Source organism: Peribacillus psychrosaccharolyticus ATCC 23296 (assembly GCF_000305495.1).
Taxonomy (GTDB): Bacteria; Bacillota; Bacilli; order Bacillales; family DSM-1321; genus Peribacillus; species Peribacillus psychrosaccharolyticus.
Genome location: NZ_AJTN02000024.1, coordinates 1 through 17,146 on the forward strand (window position 1 = coordinate 1; position 17,146 = coordinate 17,146).

Below are 17,146 nucleotides of genomic sequence, written 5' to 3' on the forward strand. Positions count from 1 at the left end.
CCGTCTGTTATGTTTATTGCAGAAGACTTTTCAGCTTTAGATAGTGAAACAAAAGAATGGGAATATATCAAAATAGCTGACAGCTTTGATGAATTTCTCGAAAAAATATTCCGTTAATTCTAACGGGTGCTATAGAAAAAAAGGGTCATCAAAGTAAAATGAGTTTGGAGATACATGTTCCTGCTCGTTTTTTTGTAGAGTATTGTTATATTCATCAGTATTTGAATCTATTATTTAGAGGAAGATTTAGGGAAATCCTCTAACGAAAAATCTAATACGGGGTCTGTGTAGGGCTTGCTGGTGTCTTTATTTTTACTAACCTGTTCATTTTCACTTTGGAACTATATAGTGCTTATTTGGAAATCAGATGCGATATCTAGACTATTAATAAACAAGACTATCCTCAATTAGATGTCTTTTTTTTATACATTGAATCTTATGAACCCATCAAAAGAACATTCTAGTGAAGGAGAATTAGAAATTTATGTTAAAATAGAAGACGGTATGTGAATACGTGTACGTACGATCGAAGGTCAAGAGAAAAAGTCAAAATGCATAAGCACTTTGACCTTTTAAAGTTAAAATTGATAATACTGACGGAGTAAATACGAAAGCCATTTACAATGTGGATGGTAATGGATATTTTCCACTAACCCCTTTATAAGGGGACGGGATAAGGTTGGCTCAATCAGCTGCTGTTTAAGCAGGGTCAAGGATTCTTTTTCAATAGACTCTTCTAATTCTTCCAACTTGTTATCCATAAGATTAAAAATTTGCTCTTTGGTTATTTCCTCTTTGGTGCCTGGTTTCATCATTTCGACCAAGTCATTTGTAATAAAAGGGATGGAAATATGGTTAGCTAGTACATTTGTTTTTTCCACAAGGGATTGAGTGAGTAGGTATAAATCTAAAGGAATATTATAGAATAAAAATAGTGCGGCATAATGTTTTAATAATCCGTTTATACAATAAACTAAATCATACCTTGTTTGAACGATGTCATCTCCATAGAGACGGTCGACCAGCGAAAGAATATTTTTTTCATTAATACTTTCATAGTAATGGATCTTTTTTATGAGTTCTTCGTTACATGACTGTGCTTGTTCTTTCATAAAAATTTTTGCGAAGTCTGAATGATCTCGATATGATTTCAAGGATGCATAGAAAAATTTATATAAAAGGTCGTGATCTGTAGTATGTTTGACTATGTGGTCAATATCTGAAGATATTTGTATCATAAAATGATCAATGAGCGCTAAAATCAATTCATCCTTTGATTTGAAAGATAAATAAAAAGCGCCTTTAGAAATACGACTGTGCTCGGTTATTTGCTGTACGGATGTGGCTTCGAATCCTTGTTTAGCAAAGAGTTCGAGTGCTTTCTCCATGATTAATTCTTTTTTAATCATTTCATTCTCTCCTAGGTCATATTGTTGACAAATGACTAATTAGTCATTAGTATAAATAATTATGTTTAATAAGTCAATTTAGGGTAGGTGTAAAGGTGAGAGGTATAGTTAATTTTGTGCTGAGAAACAAACTCGCAGTTTGGCTGCTGACAATCATCATTACTGTATCTGGTATTTATTCAGGTACACAAATGAAAACGGAAACGATTCCGGAAATTTCCATTCCATACCTCATGGTAATGGGTGTATATCCTGGAGCAACTCCTGAGAAAGTGATGGAAGAAATCTCAATTCCGTTAGAAGAAGCGGTTGAAGGGCTTGACAATGTGAAAGCTGTCTATTCCAATTCCTATTCCAATATGTCCAATCTTCAAGTGGAATATGATTATGGTGTTGATATGGATGAGGCTAAACGGGCTTTAGAATCGGCTATTGACGGGGTAACTTTACCGGAAAAAGCAGAAAAACCAACCATTACAGCTATTAGTTTGAACATGATGCCAGTAGTGGCACTGAGTGTAAGCAGCTCAAAAGAGGATATTGTTGAATTAACGTCAACAGTTGAAGAAAGTTTACTTCCTAAAATCGAGAAAATCGATGGGGTTGCATCGGCTACCATTACCGGGCAGCATATAGAAGAAGTTGAACTAACGTATGACGAAGCAAAAATGGCGAAACTGGATATAACTCAAGATAAGGTAAAGGAAATGATTCAAGCAAGTGATTTAGCTGTTTCATTAGGCCTTTACGAATTTGAAGAAGGAGAACAAGCTGTTTCAGTAGACGGTAAGTTCATGACAGCTGATGAATTAAAGGGAATGCTTATTCCTGTCACACCTTCAGCTAGCAATCCAAAGCCTTTCGTGAAACTTAGCGATATTGCTAAAATCGAAGTAGTTGGGAAAGAAGAATCGGTTTCACGTACTAATGGTGAAAATGCAATTGCCATTCAAATTGTCAAAGGGCAGCAAGCAAACACTGTTGACGTAGTTAACGATGTGAAGGATTTAATCAAAGAGGAAGAGAAAAAGATTGATGGTCTTGTCGTTGATGTGACCCTTGACCAAGGGGCGCCTATCGAGAAATCTGTTTCAACGATGATTGAAAAAGCACTATTTGGCGGGCTGATTGCGGTATTAATTATCCTTTTATTCTTACGTGATATTAAATCGACGATTATCTCGATCATTTCCATTCCTGTTTCCATCTTTATTGCCTTCTTAATATTACATGGGTTGGGAATCACGTTAAATATCATGACACTGGGTGCAATTACGGTGGCCATCGGTCGTGTAATTGATGACTCGATCGTCGTTGTTGAAAATATTTACCGACGCATGCATTTAAAAGGTGAAACATTATCGGGGCGTGCACTTGTACGTGAAGCAACAATCGAAATGTTCAAACCAATTCTGTCTTCAACATTAGTAACTGTAGCGGTATTCGCACCGCTTATCTTTGTAGGAGGCATGGTAGGCGAGTTGTTCACTCCGTTCGCATTAACCATGACATTCGCACTTGTGGCTTCGTTAATTGTAGCCATAACCATTGTTCCTGCATTATCTCACTTCTTATTTAAGAAAAAATTATATGGTGAAAAGACTGAAAACAGTCATAAAGAGTCTGGTAAATTAGCTAATTGGTACAAACGTGTTCTTGGATGGACATTAAATCATAAAGTGATTACTTCAATCATTGCTGTAGTTCTATTAGCGGGCAGTATAGCGTTAACGCCACTAATCGGTTTTAGTTTCTTAGGCAGTGAAGAAGAAAAAGTAATGTACCTGACATACACACCAGAAACAGGAGAGCTTAAGGATGATACCTTGGCTAATCTCGAAGTGGTGGAAGAAAAATTACTAAAACATAAAGACATTGATATCGTTCAATTATCTCTATCAGACAGCGGTGATTCCATGGCTGCGATGATGGGCGGAGGTGGAGCCGGCGGTGCACTAATGTACCTCATCTTTGATCCGGAAATGGATAACTTCCCTGAAGTTCGTGAAGAAATTGAAGAATATGTGTTCAATATTGGCCAATCGGGCGAATGGAAGAGTCAGAACTTCTCATCTATGACGGCGGCTACAGATGAAGTCAGCTACACGTTCTACAGTGAAGATTTAGATAAACTAAATGACTCTGTTAAAACTGTAGAAAAAGTCATGAAGAAAAACGATGGCTTAAAAGATGTTACATCAAGTACAGAAGATGCATATGTTGAATATACATTCAAAGTAGAACAAGATGAATTATTGCAATATGGATTAACAACGGGTCAAATCGTAATGATGTTAAGCCCTTCTAGCACAGAGGAAGTTTTAACAACCATTGAAAAAGACGGTGACTCATTAGAAGTCATTGTTCAGCAAGAACAAGCTGAACAACCAAAATCAATTGATGATATTTTAGCTAAAAAAGTACCGACAGCAACTGGTACTGAGATGAAACTTTCTGATTTGGTTAAAGTAGAAAAAGGAACTACGTTAAATACTTTAGCGCGTAGTAAAGGTGAATACTACGCAACTGTTTCAGGAACCATCACAGATAAAGATATTTCAAAAGCAACATCTGAAGTAGATGAAGCCATTGATGAATTAGATTTACCAAAAGGCGTAGAGATTGGCGTGGCTGGTGTAGCTGCAGATATGACGGAAACATTTACACAACTTGGTTTAGCTATGATTGCAGCAATCGCAATCGTGTTCTTTATCCTTGTTGTTACCTTCCGTGAGGGTGTCGCATCATTTGCTATCCTGTTCTCCTTACCGTTTGCGGTTATTGGGTCATTTGTTGGTTTATTAATCGCAGATGAAACGATCTCAGTATCGGTTATGATGGGACTACTCATGTTAATCGGTATCGTTGTAACAAATGCCATTGTACTGGTAGACCGTATTATTCACATGGAACGTGACGGTATGAGTATGCGTGAAGCCATTCTCGAGGCTGGTGCAACCCGACTTCGTCCAATTCTAATGACTGCTATTGCAACCATTGGAGCATTAATGCCACTAGCATTTGGCTCAGGCGGCGGCGGTTTTATATCAAAAGGTCTTGGTATTACCGTAATTGGCGGACTAACAAGTTCAACGTTATTAACATTATTGATCGTACCAATCGTTTACGAAGTACTATCAAAACTGTTTAAGAAAAAACGTAATGAAATAGACGAAAACTAATAAGAGCCCTGTAAGATGGACATCATCTTGCAGGGCTTTTTCTTTTCGTTTGTCCGAACAGATATGGGTATAATTGGAAAATATACGCTAAACTAAATCTTAACCATTCTCTCTAAGGAGGAGTAATCATGTATGTAGAAATGTACCTGTATCCCGTACTAGAAGAAAACAAAGAAAAATTTCTAAAAATTAATATTGAAGCTGAACGTATTTACAAAGAATATGGGGCAATCGAAAGTGAAACATATACTGCTGCATCAACTAAGCCGGAATATGGTTGTGCAGGAATGGAATCGGCAGTTGAACTACACGAAAACGAAATCCTTATGTTAGAAATTAACCGTTATCATAATAAGGAACACCAAAGTCAGGTTTTGGAGAAAGTTGATAAGGATGTACAGATCAATCTGTTATACAATCAAATGACCAAGGTCATTGATATGAATCGAACTGTCCGAGGTGAATTCGGAAAATGACTGTTTCCATAATAGAGCGATAGATAGCTTTTTGATTTTTGTTAAGTATTTTTATTGTTGTATTAACATCTTAATAGGTAATTCGAGTATTTTAACGAGTCTGTCTTTTTAAAAATCATCAGAATTAATTTCGTCAGGAAGAAGAAATGCCTTAGATTTATGGTCATTCCTAGGTAAATCAGTTACAATAATGGATGGTTTAACGCATCGAGATTAACTGGGTTTGCTGCATTACCTGGGAAGGGGAATTTGTTTGAAAACGGCATATTTATTAAAAGGATATAATTTTTTATTTTTTGGATTACTAGCACTTTTTATTCCTTTTTTACCTGTCTATTTAGGACAGCAGGGTTTATCAACGAGTGAGATTGGTCTTATTATCGGGACTGGTGGATTTGTTACGTTGATTGCTCAGCTATTATGGGGCTTTATCAGTGATAAAACGAAAACGATTCGGATCGTCATGCTAATCCTCGTTAGCTGTACAGCTGTTTTCGGTTATTTCTTATTTAGTGTGGATAGTTTTTTATTACTCATTATTTTTGCCCTGTTTGTCTATTTCTTTTTAATGCCATTGGATCCGTTAACTGAGAGTATGAATTTTACGGTTTCAGAAACTGCCGGTATCAGCTATGGTTCAGTTCGGACTTATGGGGCATTGGGGTATGCTGTATTATCCTTAATTGCAGGTTATACAATGGATCATTTTGGAATGAGTAGTGTATCTATTTTGTTCGTAGTATTAGGTATCCTTTCATTTGGTATCATCTGGCTGATGCCAGAAGTACAAGCTTCAACTAAACCTGTAACAATAGCTGGATTAAAGCAAGTACTCACCAATAAAGAAATGCTGCTTTTCTTGGGCTTAGTCTTTATCAGCTCTGTGCCTGCCCGTATGAATGATACGTTTTTAGGCATACATATCCTTACCCTTGGCGGAGACACCTCATTAGTAGGAATGGCCTTCTTTTTATCTGCTACTAGTGAAATTGTGATTTTTGCCTTAAGCTTTTGGTGGCTGCGAAAAGGAAAAGAACTTGAAATTATTACGATTGCGACGTTTTTCTATTTTTTACGCTTTTTTGCCTCTGCATTCGTTTCAAGTCCTATCCTGCTAACACTCCTGCAAATCCTGCAGATGTTAACGTTCCCCGTATTTTATACGGCAGCGATTCAATATTTATATCAAATTATGCCAAAAGAATGGCGGGCAACAGGCCAAACCGTACTAGCCCTCTTATTCTTTGGACTATCCGGTATTATCGCATCCTATGCTGGAGGGTATTTATATAAAGGGTTTGGCGGGAATACCTTTTATTTCACGATATCGGCCATGTCTTTCCTCGGAGTGCTTTTTGGCGTATTTTTGATCATTCGTAAACATAAAGCTAGGTGAGAAACAGATTAACCTGTCGATTTTGACAGGTTTTTTTGTGTTTCAAATTATTATAGTTTAGTTCTTTTAGTAGGTTATGTTTAGAAAAAATGGTAAAAATATGTAGTATACTATTTCCAATGAACAGTTTTCTTTAAGAAAATGAAAGATATCGAGATGAATAGGAAAGGGTAAGGAGGAGAATTGAGTGAGCCCTGGTGAAAATATCTATTTTCTTCTAATTGCTATTGTAATTATGGCCGTCATTATATGTATTTTTTTTATTTTTCGAAAGCGGAGAAAATGGGCAATAGCCTTAACGAGTGTGCTTGTCATTGGGTATATTGGGTACTATATCTATTACCCTTTTTTAAAAGTCAAGACGAATGCGGAACGATATGAACAAGTTATGGACTATTTGGCAAAAAACTATCCCAATAAACAGTTCACAATTATTCCAAAACATTATGAAGAAGGATATAGGGTTGGGAATTTTACAGTTAATGATGTTGTATCACCAACAATGGGCGTTACATTACGTGTAAGTGATAAAGGACAAGTAACGCAAGATGGCACATGGCAAAAAAACGAATACCCATCACAGCAAGAACTGTGGCGAGAACTTGAATTTTTTTACGGAGAAACCTATTCGTTAGATAAAGAAATTCCGAAAATAACCAAACAAGACGAATGGGAAGATGGCGAGCTAACAGCATTTGCTTTGACTATTAATGAAATGCCTGCCATTGCTATTTATAATTATTCAAGTGGAGGGTATGGGTTTCTAGAATTACAAGAAGGTGAGCGTGAGGGTTACGTTTCTATTGAAATAGATGGTTATGTATTTATTTATATTGATAAAAGTTATCCAGGGGAAACAGTTACGATTCAATTGAAAAATGGTGAAGAATACTCGTTGAATGCAGATGAATATAAAGGACAATTAATTGTTGAAAAATAAATAATGATTAAATTTAATGAGACCCCACATAAAGGAAACATGAAGAGTATCTCATTGTATCTGATCTTTGTAGAAAGGGAGGATATTTATGGTGAATCAATTATTGAAAGAAATTCCTTTGTTAATAGATTATAAAGAGTTGAGGAGGATCAAGAAAGGTGTTTCTGCAGATGAAAAATACTTCGTTTCTTTACATGATCCAGAGTCAAAATATTTGGTGAGGTTTTTTCCAATCAATCAATATAAAGATAGAGAAAAGGAATTTACACTATTAAAAGCAATTGAGGCTTATGAAACGAAAGCAATAAAAGCGATTGAAATTGGGAAAACCAATGGTTACGGCTATCTAATTACCACTTTTATTGAAGGAAATGACGTTGAACAAGAGTTAGGTATTTTAACAGAAAACGAGCAGTATCAACTAGGCTTTCAATCAGGGGAAGAGCTTTTGCACTTACATAGCATACAGGCACCTTCAAATATGGGATCATGGTATGATCGAAAGAGTTTGAAGCATAAAAAATATGTAGAAGCTTATAAAGCAGGTCCAATTAAAATCGACCAGGATGAAAAAATTTTACTTTTTATAGAGGATCATCTTTCACTAATGGTAGATCGCCCTAACTTATTTCAACATGATGATTATCATCCAGGTAATTTAATTGCTAAGGCAGGTGAATTCAAAGGAATCATTGATTTTGGAAGCTATGATTGGGGTGATCCGATTCATGAGTTTTTGAAAATAGGAATATTCACACGAAATGTTAGTGTGCCCTTTTCAATTGGGCAAATAAAAGGTTATTTTAATGGTGAAGAGCCAAACGAAGAATTTTGGACTTTGTATAGCTTATATTTAGCCATGTGTGTATTTTCGACTGTTGTCTGGACGTTAAAGGTAGTACCAAAAGATATGGATAATATGCTAAATAAAATTAGAATCATCCTAGAAGATCATGAGTATTTTACTAATGTAAAACCGCGTTGGTATAAATAAGGGCAAGTTAGTATGTGAACGCTAGCGAATCATTTGAAAAAGTCTAGGGTGAAAATGATTTTTATAAGGTGTTACAATAGGACAGCCCGTTAAATTAAAAGGTAAGGATGATTAGATGTCAGCAATTAAAATTCAGAAACCTAAAATTACAGATGAACTTACACCTACGAACACTCTTGATATGGAAGAAACGTATTTTAACCTCTTTGAAATATCAAATTGTTCCGTTATAGGCGAAGAGGTCCATCGTATTCGTTTTGAGCAGGTTGTATTTAAAAATGTTCGTTTTATCGATGTGAATTTTAAAAATATCGAATTAACTGATGTCATTTTTGAAAAGTGTGATTTATCCAATGCGAACTTTAGTGATGCGATTATTCATCGTGTAGAGTTCCGTGATTCAAAGACATTAGGGATGAATTTATCAGATGCGACCATTCATAATACGTTGTTTGAAGAGTGTCATGCGAACTTAACATCATTCGGATATAGTAAAATGAAACAGGTGCAGTTTAAGAATTGCTCAATCCGGAATGCTGATTTTTATGAATCAAACTTTACTAAAGTAGCGTTTGATGATTGTGACTTAAATGAAACGAGTTTTAGCGGAACATCACTTAAAGGAATCGACCTTAGAACGTGTATGTTTAGTCAACTGATGGTTGATGTTGAAAATCTCCGTGGATGTATTGTAACCCCCGATCAAGCAATCGGTTTTGCTGGATTATTAGGATTGGTTGTTGAATAACCAAAATATAGAGCCTTCTTTTAGGAAGAGTCTCAGTTAGTAGACAAAAGAGGTACAGAATGGTTTCATTCCGTACCTCTTTTGAATTTTTATCGTTGCAGGTCATGGCGTCTAACAGGCGTACTGTTTTGTTGTTTCCTTTCAAATCGCCGGATATTACTTGCAGATTAAATTTAGACAGACCGTTGATTGGAGTGTTGGCGTAAAGACTCCTGCGGGAATAGCGGAACAGGTGAGACCCCACAGGAGCGTAAGCGACGAGGAGGCTCACCGTCCGCCCGCGGAAAGCGAAGCGCCTGGAACGGAAATCAACAGCCCCATTTTAAAAACTTAAAAAAGAAGACTGTAGAAAAACTTGATTTTCATCGAGTTTATCTACAGTCTGAGGCCCTTCTATTGGGAAGGGTCTTTTTTTATAGAGAATAACTGGTATAATTTAGTTAAAAAGTATAGAAGTGGAGATTTAAAAATGTCGATAACCACGATTGAAAAAGCCGTACTCAGTGATGCGGAATGTTTAACAGTGCTTATGAAAAAAACATTTGATGAAGAAGCGAGAAGATGGCTTCCAATAGATCAATCAATCTATGATTATAATATTCAACCACCCAACTATGATTCCATTGAAATGACCAAATATAGTATTAGAGAATTAGAGTATTATAAGGTTATGTACAGTGGAGAGGTGGTAGGAGGCGTCATCCTTACCCCGGCAGGAAAAAGGTTTGGCAGAATCGACCGTATTTTTGTTGATCCCGATTATCAAGGCAAGGGAATTGGTTCGAAGGTTATCGCATTAATTGAAAAACTCTACCCAAGCATAATAAATTGGGATCTCGAAACGTCAAGTAAGCAAATTAACAACCATTTTTTTTATGAAAAAAATGGTTATCATACTACGTTTAAAACAGAGGATGAGTATTGCTATCAAAAACAGATTAATCCCTCGATATCCTTTGAAAATCTAGTTGAACAGAAAGACCTTTCCAAAACACAGTATGAAGAGTGCAATATGGCTGAAAGTGATTTTTATAGTGTGAATCTAGAAGACAGTTCGATTAGTAATAGTACGCTTAGAAATAGTCGCATAAATAATTGTAACCTTAGTTATTCGAAGTTCCAGAATATTAATTTCAGCCATACGCTTATCGCCGATCTTAATCTATCACATAGTCACTTTTCACTTGTCACATTAGGGGGTGTTACGTTCAGTGATACAAATCTTGGGTATGAAAACGAACCGGTGTTAGTGGAACGATGTAATCTTACCGGCAGTACATTGATTGATAGTAATCTCACGGATGTTCATATCGTGAACTGTGAACTATCCGGAATGAAAATTAATGACATACCGATTGAAGACCTTCTTAAAGCTTATGAACAGGTGAAAGTACTTAAATAAGGAGGGGGAAATTTGAAGAAATTTATTTGTTGGCTGCTGCCACTGATGATAGTAGTTGTGTCATGCAGCAATAATGAAGGGGCTAGTAAGGATTGGAAGAATGGTTTTGTCCTTTACCATGGCTATAACTATATTGTGTCAGAGGATCAATTAAAAGAAAGTGAATTGGATAAAAAAGTAGGGGAAATTCAAAAATTCTCAGATAACGAGATGAATGCCCCAAACGGTACAATCTTTTCAAATGAATTCAAAAAAGGAACGCCACTTTACTCTATTAAACACCTTGATAAAGAGACATCACTTGCTGTGAAAAGCGATGATGGCTTTATAAAAATTACGAGTAATGGGAAATACGGTGAATAAATTCTACCAGAGAATTCCACGTGATCCGATGACTCGAGAAAATAAGGAAGCATCTCTTCCCATTTTGGTCCGTGGGTTGATCTTTGGACGTACACAATTTAGAAATTGTTGATCGCATTGCCTGGTAGGGCCGAATCGTTCATAACATTTATCATGTAACATACAACAGGAGTCGACTGCATTAGTAGGTGCACCAGGACCTGAACAGCCGGGGCCGCACCATCTATACCCAGGTACACAAAACCCTTGATTTGATCTTCTAGAATAGTTCATTTATCCACCTTCTTTCCTGTTTACGGACTTGCTACAGTAAGGTATGTACGCATCGCCTTATTTGTACGGGCTAGTGACTAATGAGACATTAAAAAATGTTGGAGGGTAGTATGAAAACATTCATATATATGGTTAGGCATGGTTATTCACTCATTGAAGGAAACGAGCGAAGAAGAGCGTTAACTGAAAAGGGGGCGGCAGATGCCAAAGTGATAGCTGATTTATTGCATGGGGAATCATTTGCAGCTGTTATTTCAAGTCCATATGAACGGTCCATTCTTACCGTGCAGCAGATAGCTCAACAACTAGGAAAAGAAGTTATCATAGTTCAGGACCTTAAAGAGAGAGTATTTAGTAAGGAAGACGGGCGAATATCAGATAAAGAATTATTCCCTTTATTGAACAGGTCATTCTCTGAACCAACTTTTGCATTAAAGGGTGGAGAATCAAACGCCGACTGTCAGAAACGAGCTGTAAAGTTCTTAAAAGAGGTATTAAACACGTATCAAGGACAGAAAGTGGTAATAGGTACTCACGGATGTGTGATGACATTAATCATGAGGAATTATGCCAGTAAATACGATTTGAATTTTTTACTGCAGCTATCCAAACCAGATCTATATGTAATGGAATTTAGCGGGCAGGAATTGGTGATGGTTAATAGAGTATGGGGAGTTTCATAGGCTGTCGAAAATGTATTCATGAGGAACCAACAGGCACAGATTACAAATTGAGCAAACCCGGCTTTTTAAGACGCTAGTAAATGAATGGTTAGATAGAGTAGTTTTTCATTCTTTAATTCATATCATAAAAAAACCTAACACTTAGGATAGTTAAATAATCCGTGTGTCAGGCTGATGGGGATCAGTTAGAAGCTTGAATAATGAGCTTCATGGCATGTATTTGTCCGATATGATTTGTTTCATGTAAAATCACAAAGCTAATGAAATCCGCGACTGTTTCCATGCCCATGAAAGGGGTATCCACTTTATCATTATATTTCTCTTCTGGAATGGCAAGCAGACGATCAAGCTGTTCCTGTAACTGTCTTTTTAATGTTTCAGTTGACGGAACACCTTCTGACCAGTCGGACGGTTTAGAACCATATCCGAATAGTTGTCCATAGTTATCAGGCAAGCTGCTGTTATTGGTGGAGTCCAATAAAAATTTTTCTGAAGCACTAAGTACATGACCAAGATGCCAATGGATTGTATTATTGAATCCAATAGGCTGAATATCCATGAACTCTGGAGATAATCCATCAATTTCTTTTAATAAATTGCCCCGTGTCACGTTAATTTGATTTTTTATGTAACTCATTTTCTATTCCTCCACATCATGTAAAAAAGTTATTCTATTAAAGTATAACAAGGTATTTGGGCTACTCCAAGTTTAATCTCTTATCTACAATTATGTTTTCTACGATAACAATTTTTGTTCGGGAGTAACTAAAATGGAACTCAGCAGAATATTCCCTGACAAGCTAGAATACACAGGAAAGAAGGATTTATATGCCATATTGTCAAGTCCGTCAAGCTAACATCTATTATGAGGATTTAGGGGAAGGGACACCGATTATAATGATACATGGGTATACGCCTGATCATCGATTAATGAGCGGGTGTATGGAACCTATCTTTACTAAGAGAGAAGGATGGCGACGAATTTATCTTGACCTGCCTGGAATGGGGTTAACTAAAGAATATAAACAAATTAGCAGTTCGGATGAGATGTTAAATGCTGTGTTAGAATTTATTCAAGTTGTCCTACCTAACCAAGATTATGTACTAGCAGGGGAATCTTATGGGGCCTACCTATCGAGAGGGTTAATTGAAAAGAAACCTGAACAAATACTTGGTGCAGCATATATATGTCCAGTTATTGTTCCCCTTCCAAAAGATAGAGAAGTTGAACAGCATACGATTTTGAGAACAGATGAAAATTTTCTTGAAACACTAACAAAAGAAGAAACAGCTGCTTTTAGAAACAATAACATTATATTGAATGAGTACACCTGGTCGAGATACAACAAAGAAATTTTAAGTGGTTGTAAAATTGGAGATGAAAATTTTCTAAATAAGGTAAAGAATGAATATGGATTTTCTTTTAAAATTGACCAAGCTGATTTCAATAAACCTAGTCTATTCCTATTAGGAAAACAAGACTCTTCGGTTGGTTATAAAGATGCTCTTACCTTAGTGAATAGGTATCCACGAGGAACATTCGCAGTATTGGATACAGCAGGTCACAATTTACAAATTGAGCAGCCCGAGCTTTTTACCACGCTAGTAATTGAATGGTTAGATCGAGTAGAAGCGTTTTATTCTTGAAGTAATTGATAGACGATTTTCGAGTCTTTTTTAGATAGAACAGTATTTTTATTGAGTCTATTGATCCTAACCTTAATCCTATTGTCCGGGGTCATATTCTTCATTAATTATAAAATCAGGATACGTGCTCTTATCAGACGAAGCAACCCATCTCACATTTTTGAAGATTCTCAATACAGGATCAACTTTGTCCATCTGTTATCTCTTGTAAGACTCATAATAAGTTTCTGATTCAGTATATTTTTGAACGCTTAGTTTGATGGTACGCTCAATTTTAATGCGTTCTCCTTTGATAAAAGGACTACAACTGACAAGTAAAATGATGCATATGAAGATAAGGTTTTTCTTCATAGGGTCTCCATACATATCTAGTATATTGTAAAACAATAGGTAAAGATAGATGATGAAATGAGGGTTGCTAGGAATGAATTGTAGGAAAGCGAATATGGCTGATAAAGAATGTATTGCGAAAGTACATGTAGATAGCTGGAGAACAACTTATAAAGGGATAATGCCGGATGCTTTTTTAGCTAATTTATCGTATGAGCAATTTACAGCCATCTGGGAAAAAAATCTTAATATAGAAGATAATTTTGTTATCGCAGTTGAAAATGAAGAAGGTAAAATTGTTGGATTTGCAGATTCATGGAAAAGAGCATCAAATACTGAGGAAAATGCTATTGATTTGACCTCCATTTATTTACTGGAAACATATCAAGGAAAAGGCCTAGGAAAACTACTTTTAAAGGAGTTATTTACTCATTATAAGAACCAAGGCTATACCAAAGTATTTGTAGAGGTACTTGAGGATAATAAGACACGTTATTTTTATGAATATTACGGTGCGGAATTTGTGAAAACGGTTCAGATTAAAATTGGCGGTAAAATAGTAAATGAATCAATCTATGCATGGCGATCTGTTGATCGGACATATGAAAAATTAATTAGTACTAAAGAATAAAAAATGTAACAGAAGTTAATATGGTAAAATAAGGTCATCGACATAAGGAGGGGTAAACATGTTAGGAATATCCGTAAAAAAGTAGACTCTGATATCGTTATACGATGGCAGTTAACAAAGGTAATCATTCCGATATCTTCTATTCTATCCATTACCACCGATGATACGTATGGTGGTAACGAAAAACAGGCAATAAGAATAGGGTTGCCTTATGGCACTACAGATCGAGTAGTTATCATTACAAACGAAAACACCTATGTTTTATTTACTACAAACTACATAGCCATACAAGAAAAGCTAAACACTTATTTGTCTTTACAACGATAAATGACATAGAGTATTTATGGGTAGAGCAAACTGAAATGATAATAGGGAGAAATGGACATGAATTACTTATATTTAATGGTCGTTTCTTTATATGCTTTATTTATTGGTTTCAAGTTTATAAAACCTCAAATAAGTGAAATTTGGTTCCGTACATTTATCATATTTCTTGGATTAAGTATAATCTTCTTCTTTCATATTGATTTATTCACCGTATCAGGAAATGGTAATCTGGGTATAGCCGTACTAGTATTCCTGATTCCCATTTTTCTATTTTGGCTTGGAATTTTTTCTAAGAGAGTTATAAAGGATTTCAACAGGAATCCTCTTCAACCATTAAAAAACATCTACTTAACGGTTCTTTATTGTTTATAGTAGGGATCGTGTTACAATTTTATTTCGTGTCAAGTAGTTTAAAAAAGTTAGTGAACCATGAATATAATCCAATTGAAGAATGATATAGAGGAAGTATGATTAATCAATATACGAATACACTGTTTTTTAATGGAAGTACATATGGAATTGTTGTGTCGGGCATGTTGGTTGTTACATTGTTGATACTAAGGTATAAAAAATTGGCTTAACCATCAATATATAAAGTTTGGTACTCTATTTCCATAATGTAATGTTACTAGACAGAGTAATGGAAGTGAGGCGATTAAACATGGTTGGCGGCGACATCATTTTTCTAATTGTTATGGTAATTCTTATTGCATGTGTTATTTTATTCATTTGGTATTTAATGAAACGGAAGAAACAGTTAAACCGAATTGAAGAAAAATTAGACCAAGCAGCAGAACTGATTCAAAATAGTAAAACAAATAGATAGTTTATTACAAGGAGCATATTGATCATACTCCTTTTAGTATGTTTACAAAAGAGGTGCAGATTAATTTCATTCCAACCTCTTTTGCATGTCAAAAACATTTCATGGAAGGTTGGCCTGCTAATTAAGGAAGCAAATTGACTTTAATAGGCATACTGTTTTGTTAGTTCTTCTTTGCATAGTATCCGCTCTTTGGATGACTTCTGTTCTCCTGTATTTGTTCTAAAAATGACGTGTTTACATTCAGGCATCGTATTTTACTTGCAGTTTAAATTTAGAGTGAAAGTTGATAGGAGTAGAAGGCGTGAAGACTCCTGCGGGAACAGCGGGACAGGTGAGACCCCGCAGGAGCGTTAGCGACGAGGAGGCTCACCGCCCGCCCGCGGAAAGCGAAACGCCTGGAACGGAAATCAACATCCCCACTTTAAAAACTAAAAACAGAAGACTGTTTACAAAAAGGAGCATCTTGAAGATGCTCCTTTTTGTGTAGAAAAAATACTATACAATTAATAATGTTATTGTAAAAATATTGTTATAACTATATAATTTTCTAGTATCATAGAAATGTACTGAATAGGAGAAAATATGAAAAAAATATGGTCGGTTTTACTTTCACTTACGCTATTGATTAGCTTATTCCCGTCACTAACATCAGCAGCGCAAAGCAAGAATTTCGAACAAGAATTTACTCAATACTTAAGAGAAGCATCTGACATCAGAGGTTTTAACGTAACAAAGGACAATATTGAAGAGACTCTTTCTTATTATGGTGAGAGTATCGAAGATTTTCAATCTATTAAAGAACTGAAGCTGGAATTAGGTGTAGTAATTAAAGCAGATTTAAGTAACCTAGGTTTCATTTATAAAGAATATAGTCTTACTCAAGATGGTCTAATCCAATTATTAAAGGATAATGGTGAAGAACTTACTGATTATATTTTCGTCGATGACCTTGAGGAAGCTGTTTATTTTTATGCAGAAGAGACAATTGAGCGTGATCCAAACTTTGACAAAGATTTAGTTAATTATCTAGTCGAAGTAAGCAAAAAAAGAGGGTTTGAAGTTACTGAGAAATCGTTCTCCGCTTTATTAGCGTCTTATGAAATTAGCTTAGAAGACTTTGCATCTGTCAAGGAGCTAAATGAGTTCATGGGTGAAGTTATAAAGGCTGATTTAAGCAACTTGTCCTATTTTAACGAGAACTTTGGGCTGGATAAACAAGCGTTGCTTCAATTGCTGCAAGATAATGGCGAAGATATTAACGATTACATCTACATAGATGATCTTGAAGAAACGGTTTGGGTTTTGGATGGTGGAGATTTTGAAGGGGATATTGCTGAAGACTTACTTCCTATATTCGAGCAGGAGCTTGGTCTAACGAATGAAGAACTAGAGCGAATCGAGGATCATTTATTATCCTTAGAAGAACGTTTTTCCGATCCAGCAACTATCGAACGACTAGAAAGTTTGGCTGATCGCATGATGGCTTTCGAAGAATTTGAAGTAGCAACTGAGCTAACTG

The 17,146-nt window shown here is 35.8% G+C and carries 18 protein-coding genes; 15 read left to right on the plus strand and 3 right to left on the minus strand.

The features are described from left to right. Positions 1-578: 578 nt before the first annotated feature. A complete protein-coding gene (locus WYK_RS03240) occupies positions 579-1,409 on the minus strand; it encodes a TetR/AcrR family transcriptional regulator (RefSeq protein ID WP_040373169.1) in 831 nt (276 codons plus the stop codon). Between the two features lie 95 nt (positions 1,410-1,504). Here WYK_RS03240 and WYK_RS03245 point away from each other — a divergent pair, with 95 nt between their 5' ends. The 8 genes from WYK_RS03245 to WYK_RS03280 all read left to right on the plus strand — a co-directional run bounded on the left by WYK_RS03245 (position 1,505) and on the right by WYK_RS03280 (position 10,910). Next, positions 1,505-4,591, plus strand: coding sequence for an efflux RND transporter permease subunit (locus WYK_RS03245; protein WP_040373170.1), 3,087 nt, complete (start codon positions 1,505-1,507; stop codon positions 4,589-4,591). A 128-nt stretch (positions 4,592-4,719) separates the two neighbouring features. Beyond that, positions 4,720-5,067: a DUF1428 family protein gene (locus WYK_RS03250; protein ID WP_040373171.1), complete on the plus strand. Its 348-nt coding sequence runs from the start codon at positions 4,720-4,722 to the stop codon at positions 5,065-5,067. Positions 5,068-5,320: 253 nt separating this feature from the next. Continuing rightward, the gene (locus tag WYK_RS03255) at positions 5,321-6,463 is read left to right on the plus strand and encodes an MFS transporter (RefSeq protein ID WP_040373172.1); all 1,143 of its coding nucleotides are present in this window, start codon (positions 5,321-5,323) and stop codon (positions 6,461-6,463) included. 187 nt (positions 6,464-6,650) lie between these two features. After that, on the plus strand, positions 6,651-7,403 hold the full coding sequence (locus tag WYK_RS03260; RefSeq protein WP_040373173.1) for a hypothetical protein: 753 nt from the start codon (positions 6,651-6,653) through the stop codon (positions 7,401-7,403). 88 nt (positions 7,404-7,491) lie between these two features. Beyond that, a complete protein-coding gene (locus tag WYK_RS03265) occupies positions 7,492-8,397 on the plus strand; it encodes an aminoglycoside phosphotransferase family protein (protein WP_040373174.1) in 906 nt (301 codons plus the stop codon). A 115-nt stretch (positions 8,398-8,512) separates the two neighbouring features. Further along, positions 8,513-9,145, plus strand: a complete 633-nt coding sequence (locus tag WYK_RS03270; RefSeq protein ID WP_040373175.1) for a pentapeptide repeat-containing protein — start codon at positions 8,513-8,515, stop codon at positions 9,143-9,145. Positions 9,146-9,614: 469 nt separating this feature from the next. Next, positions 9,615-10,547 carry a GNAT family N-acetyltransferase gene (locus WYK_RS03275; protein ID WP_040373176.1) on the plus strand — a complete coding sequence of 311 codons (933 nt, stop codon included), beginning with the start codon at positions 9,615-9,617 and terminating at the stop codon, positions 10,545-10,547. A gap of 12 nt (positions 10,548-10,559) precedes the next feature. Next, positions 10,560-10,910 (plus strand): hypothetical protein, encoded by a 351-nt coding sequence (locus tag WYK_RS03280; protein ID WP_040373177.1) that lies wholly within the window; start codon positions 10,560-10,562, stop codon positions 10,908-10,910. Between the two features lie 3 nt (positions 10,911-10,913). Here WYK_RS03280 and WYK_RS25415 read toward each other — a convergent pair whose 3' ends face one another. Further along, on the minus strand, positions 10,914-11,183 hold the full coding sequence (locus tag WYK_RS25415) for a phospholipase A2 family protein (RefSeq protein WP_081704741.1): 270 nt from the start codon (positions 11,181-11,183) through the stop codon (positions 10,914-10,916). 110 nt (positions 11,184-11,293) lie between these two features. Here WYK_RS25415 and WYK_RS03285 point away from each other — a divergent pair, with 110 nt between their 5' ends. Further along, positions 11,294-11,866 (plus strand): histidine phosphatase family protein, encoded by a 573-nt coding sequence (locus WYK_RS03285; protein WP_040373178.1) that lies wholly within the window; start codon positions 11,294-11,296, stop codon positions 11,864-11,866. Positions 11,867-12,047: 181 nt separating this feature from the next. On the opposite strand, the gene WYK_RS03290 is transcribed toward WYK_RS03285, so the two are convergent. Continuing rightward, on the minus strand, positions 12,048-12,503 hold the full coding sequence (locus WYK_RS03290) for a DinB family protein (protein ID WP_040373179.1): 456 nt from the start codon (positions 12,501-12,503) through the stop codon (positions 12,048-12,050). A 191-nt stretch (positions 12,504-12,694) separates the two neighbouring features. On the opposite strand from WYK_RS03290, the gene WYK_RS03295 reads away from it, so the two are divergent. From WYK_RS03295 to WYK_RS03315, 6 genes are all read left to right on the plus strand, one after another. Further along, positions 12,695-13,513, plus strand: coding sequence for an alpha/beta fold hydrolase (locus WYK_RS03295; RefSeq protein ID WP_040373180.1), 819 nt, complete (start codon positions 12,695-12,697; stop codon positions 13,511-13,513). 445 nt (positions 13,514-13,958) lie between these two features. Next, a complete protein-coding gene (locus WYK_RS03300) occupies positions 13,959-14,474 on the plus strand; it encodes a GNAT family N-acetyltransferase (RefSeq protein ID WP_407951453.1) in 516 nt (171 codons plus the stop codon). Between the two features lie 132 nt (positions 14,475-14,606). Next, entirely contained in the window at positions 14,607-14,801 is a 195-nt protein-coding gene (locus tag WYK_RS26450; RefSeq protein WP_456238553.1) for a SunI/YnzG family protein, read from the plus strand. A gap of 57 nt (positions 14,802-14,858) precedes the next feature. Beyond that, positions 14,859-15,173 carry a hypothetical protein gene (locus WYK_RS03305; protein ID WP_040373182.1) on the plus strand — a complete coding sequence of 105 codons (315 nt, stop codon included), beginning with the start codon at positions 14,859-14,861 and terminating at the stop codon, positions 15,171-15,173. Positions 15,174-15,447: 274 nt separating this feature from the next. After that, positions 15,448-15,627 carry a DUF4083 family protein gene (locus tag WYK_RS24420; protein ID WP_152526393.1) on the plus strand — a complete coding sequence of 60 codons (180 nt, stop codon included), beginning with the start codon at positions 15,448-15,450 and terminating at the stop codon, positions 15,625-15,627. A gap of 582 nt (positions 15,628-16,209) precedes the next feature. Then, a partial coding sequence (locus WYK_RS03315) for a processed acidic surface protein (protein WP_040373184.1) occupies positions 16,210-17,146 on the plus strand: 937 nt, incomplete at its 3' end.

What these genes read in the sequence shown, in the direction of transcription:
- WYK_RS03240 (WP_040373169.1), bottom strand. Translation starts at nt 1,409, where the DNA reads ATGATTAAAAAAGAATTAATCATGGAGAAAGCACTCGAACTCTTTGCT.
- WYK_RS03250 (WP_040373171.1), top strand. Translation starts at nt 4,720, where the DNA reads ATGTATGTAGAAATGTACCTGTATCCCGTACTAGAAGAAAACAAAGAA.
- WYK_RS03265 (WP_040373174.1), top strand. Translation starts at nt 7,492, where the DNA reads ATGGTGAATCAATTATTGAAAGAAATTCCTTTGTTAATAGATTATAAA.
- WYK_RS03270 (WP_040373175.1), top strand. Translation starts at nt 8,513, where the DNA reads ATGTCAGCAATTAAAATTCAGAAACCTAAAATTACAGATGAACTTACA.
- WYK_RS03275 (WP_040373176.1), top strand. Translation starts at nt 9,615, where the DNA reads ATGTCGATAACCACGATTGAAAAAGCCGTACTCAGTGATGCGGAATGT.
- WYK_RS25415 (WP_081704741.1), bottom strand. Translation starts at nt 11,183, where the DNA reads ATGAACTATTCTAGAAGATCAAATCAAGGGTTTTGTGTACCTGGGTAT.
- WYK_RS03285 (WP_040373178.1), top strand. Translation starts at nt 11,294, where the DNA reads ATGAAAACATTCATATATATGGTTAGGCATGGTTATTCACTCATTGAA.
- WYK_RS03290 (WP_040373179.1), bottom strand. Translation starts at nt 12,503, where the DNA reads ATGAGTTACATAAAAAATCAAATTAACGTGACACGGGGCAATTTATTA.
- WYK_RS03295 (WP_040373180.1), top strand. Translation starts at nt 12,695, where the DNA reads ATGCCATATTGTCAAGTCCGTCAAGCTAACATCTATTATGAGGATTTA.
- WYK_RS03300 (WP_407951453.1), top strand. Translation starts at nt 13,959, where the DNA reads ATGGCTGATAAAGAATGTATTGCGAAAGTACATGTAGATAGCTGGAGA.
- WYK_RS03305 (WP_040373182.1), top strand. Translation starts at nt 14,859, where the DNA reads ATGAATTACTTATATTTAATGGTCGTTTCTTTATATGCTTTATTTATT.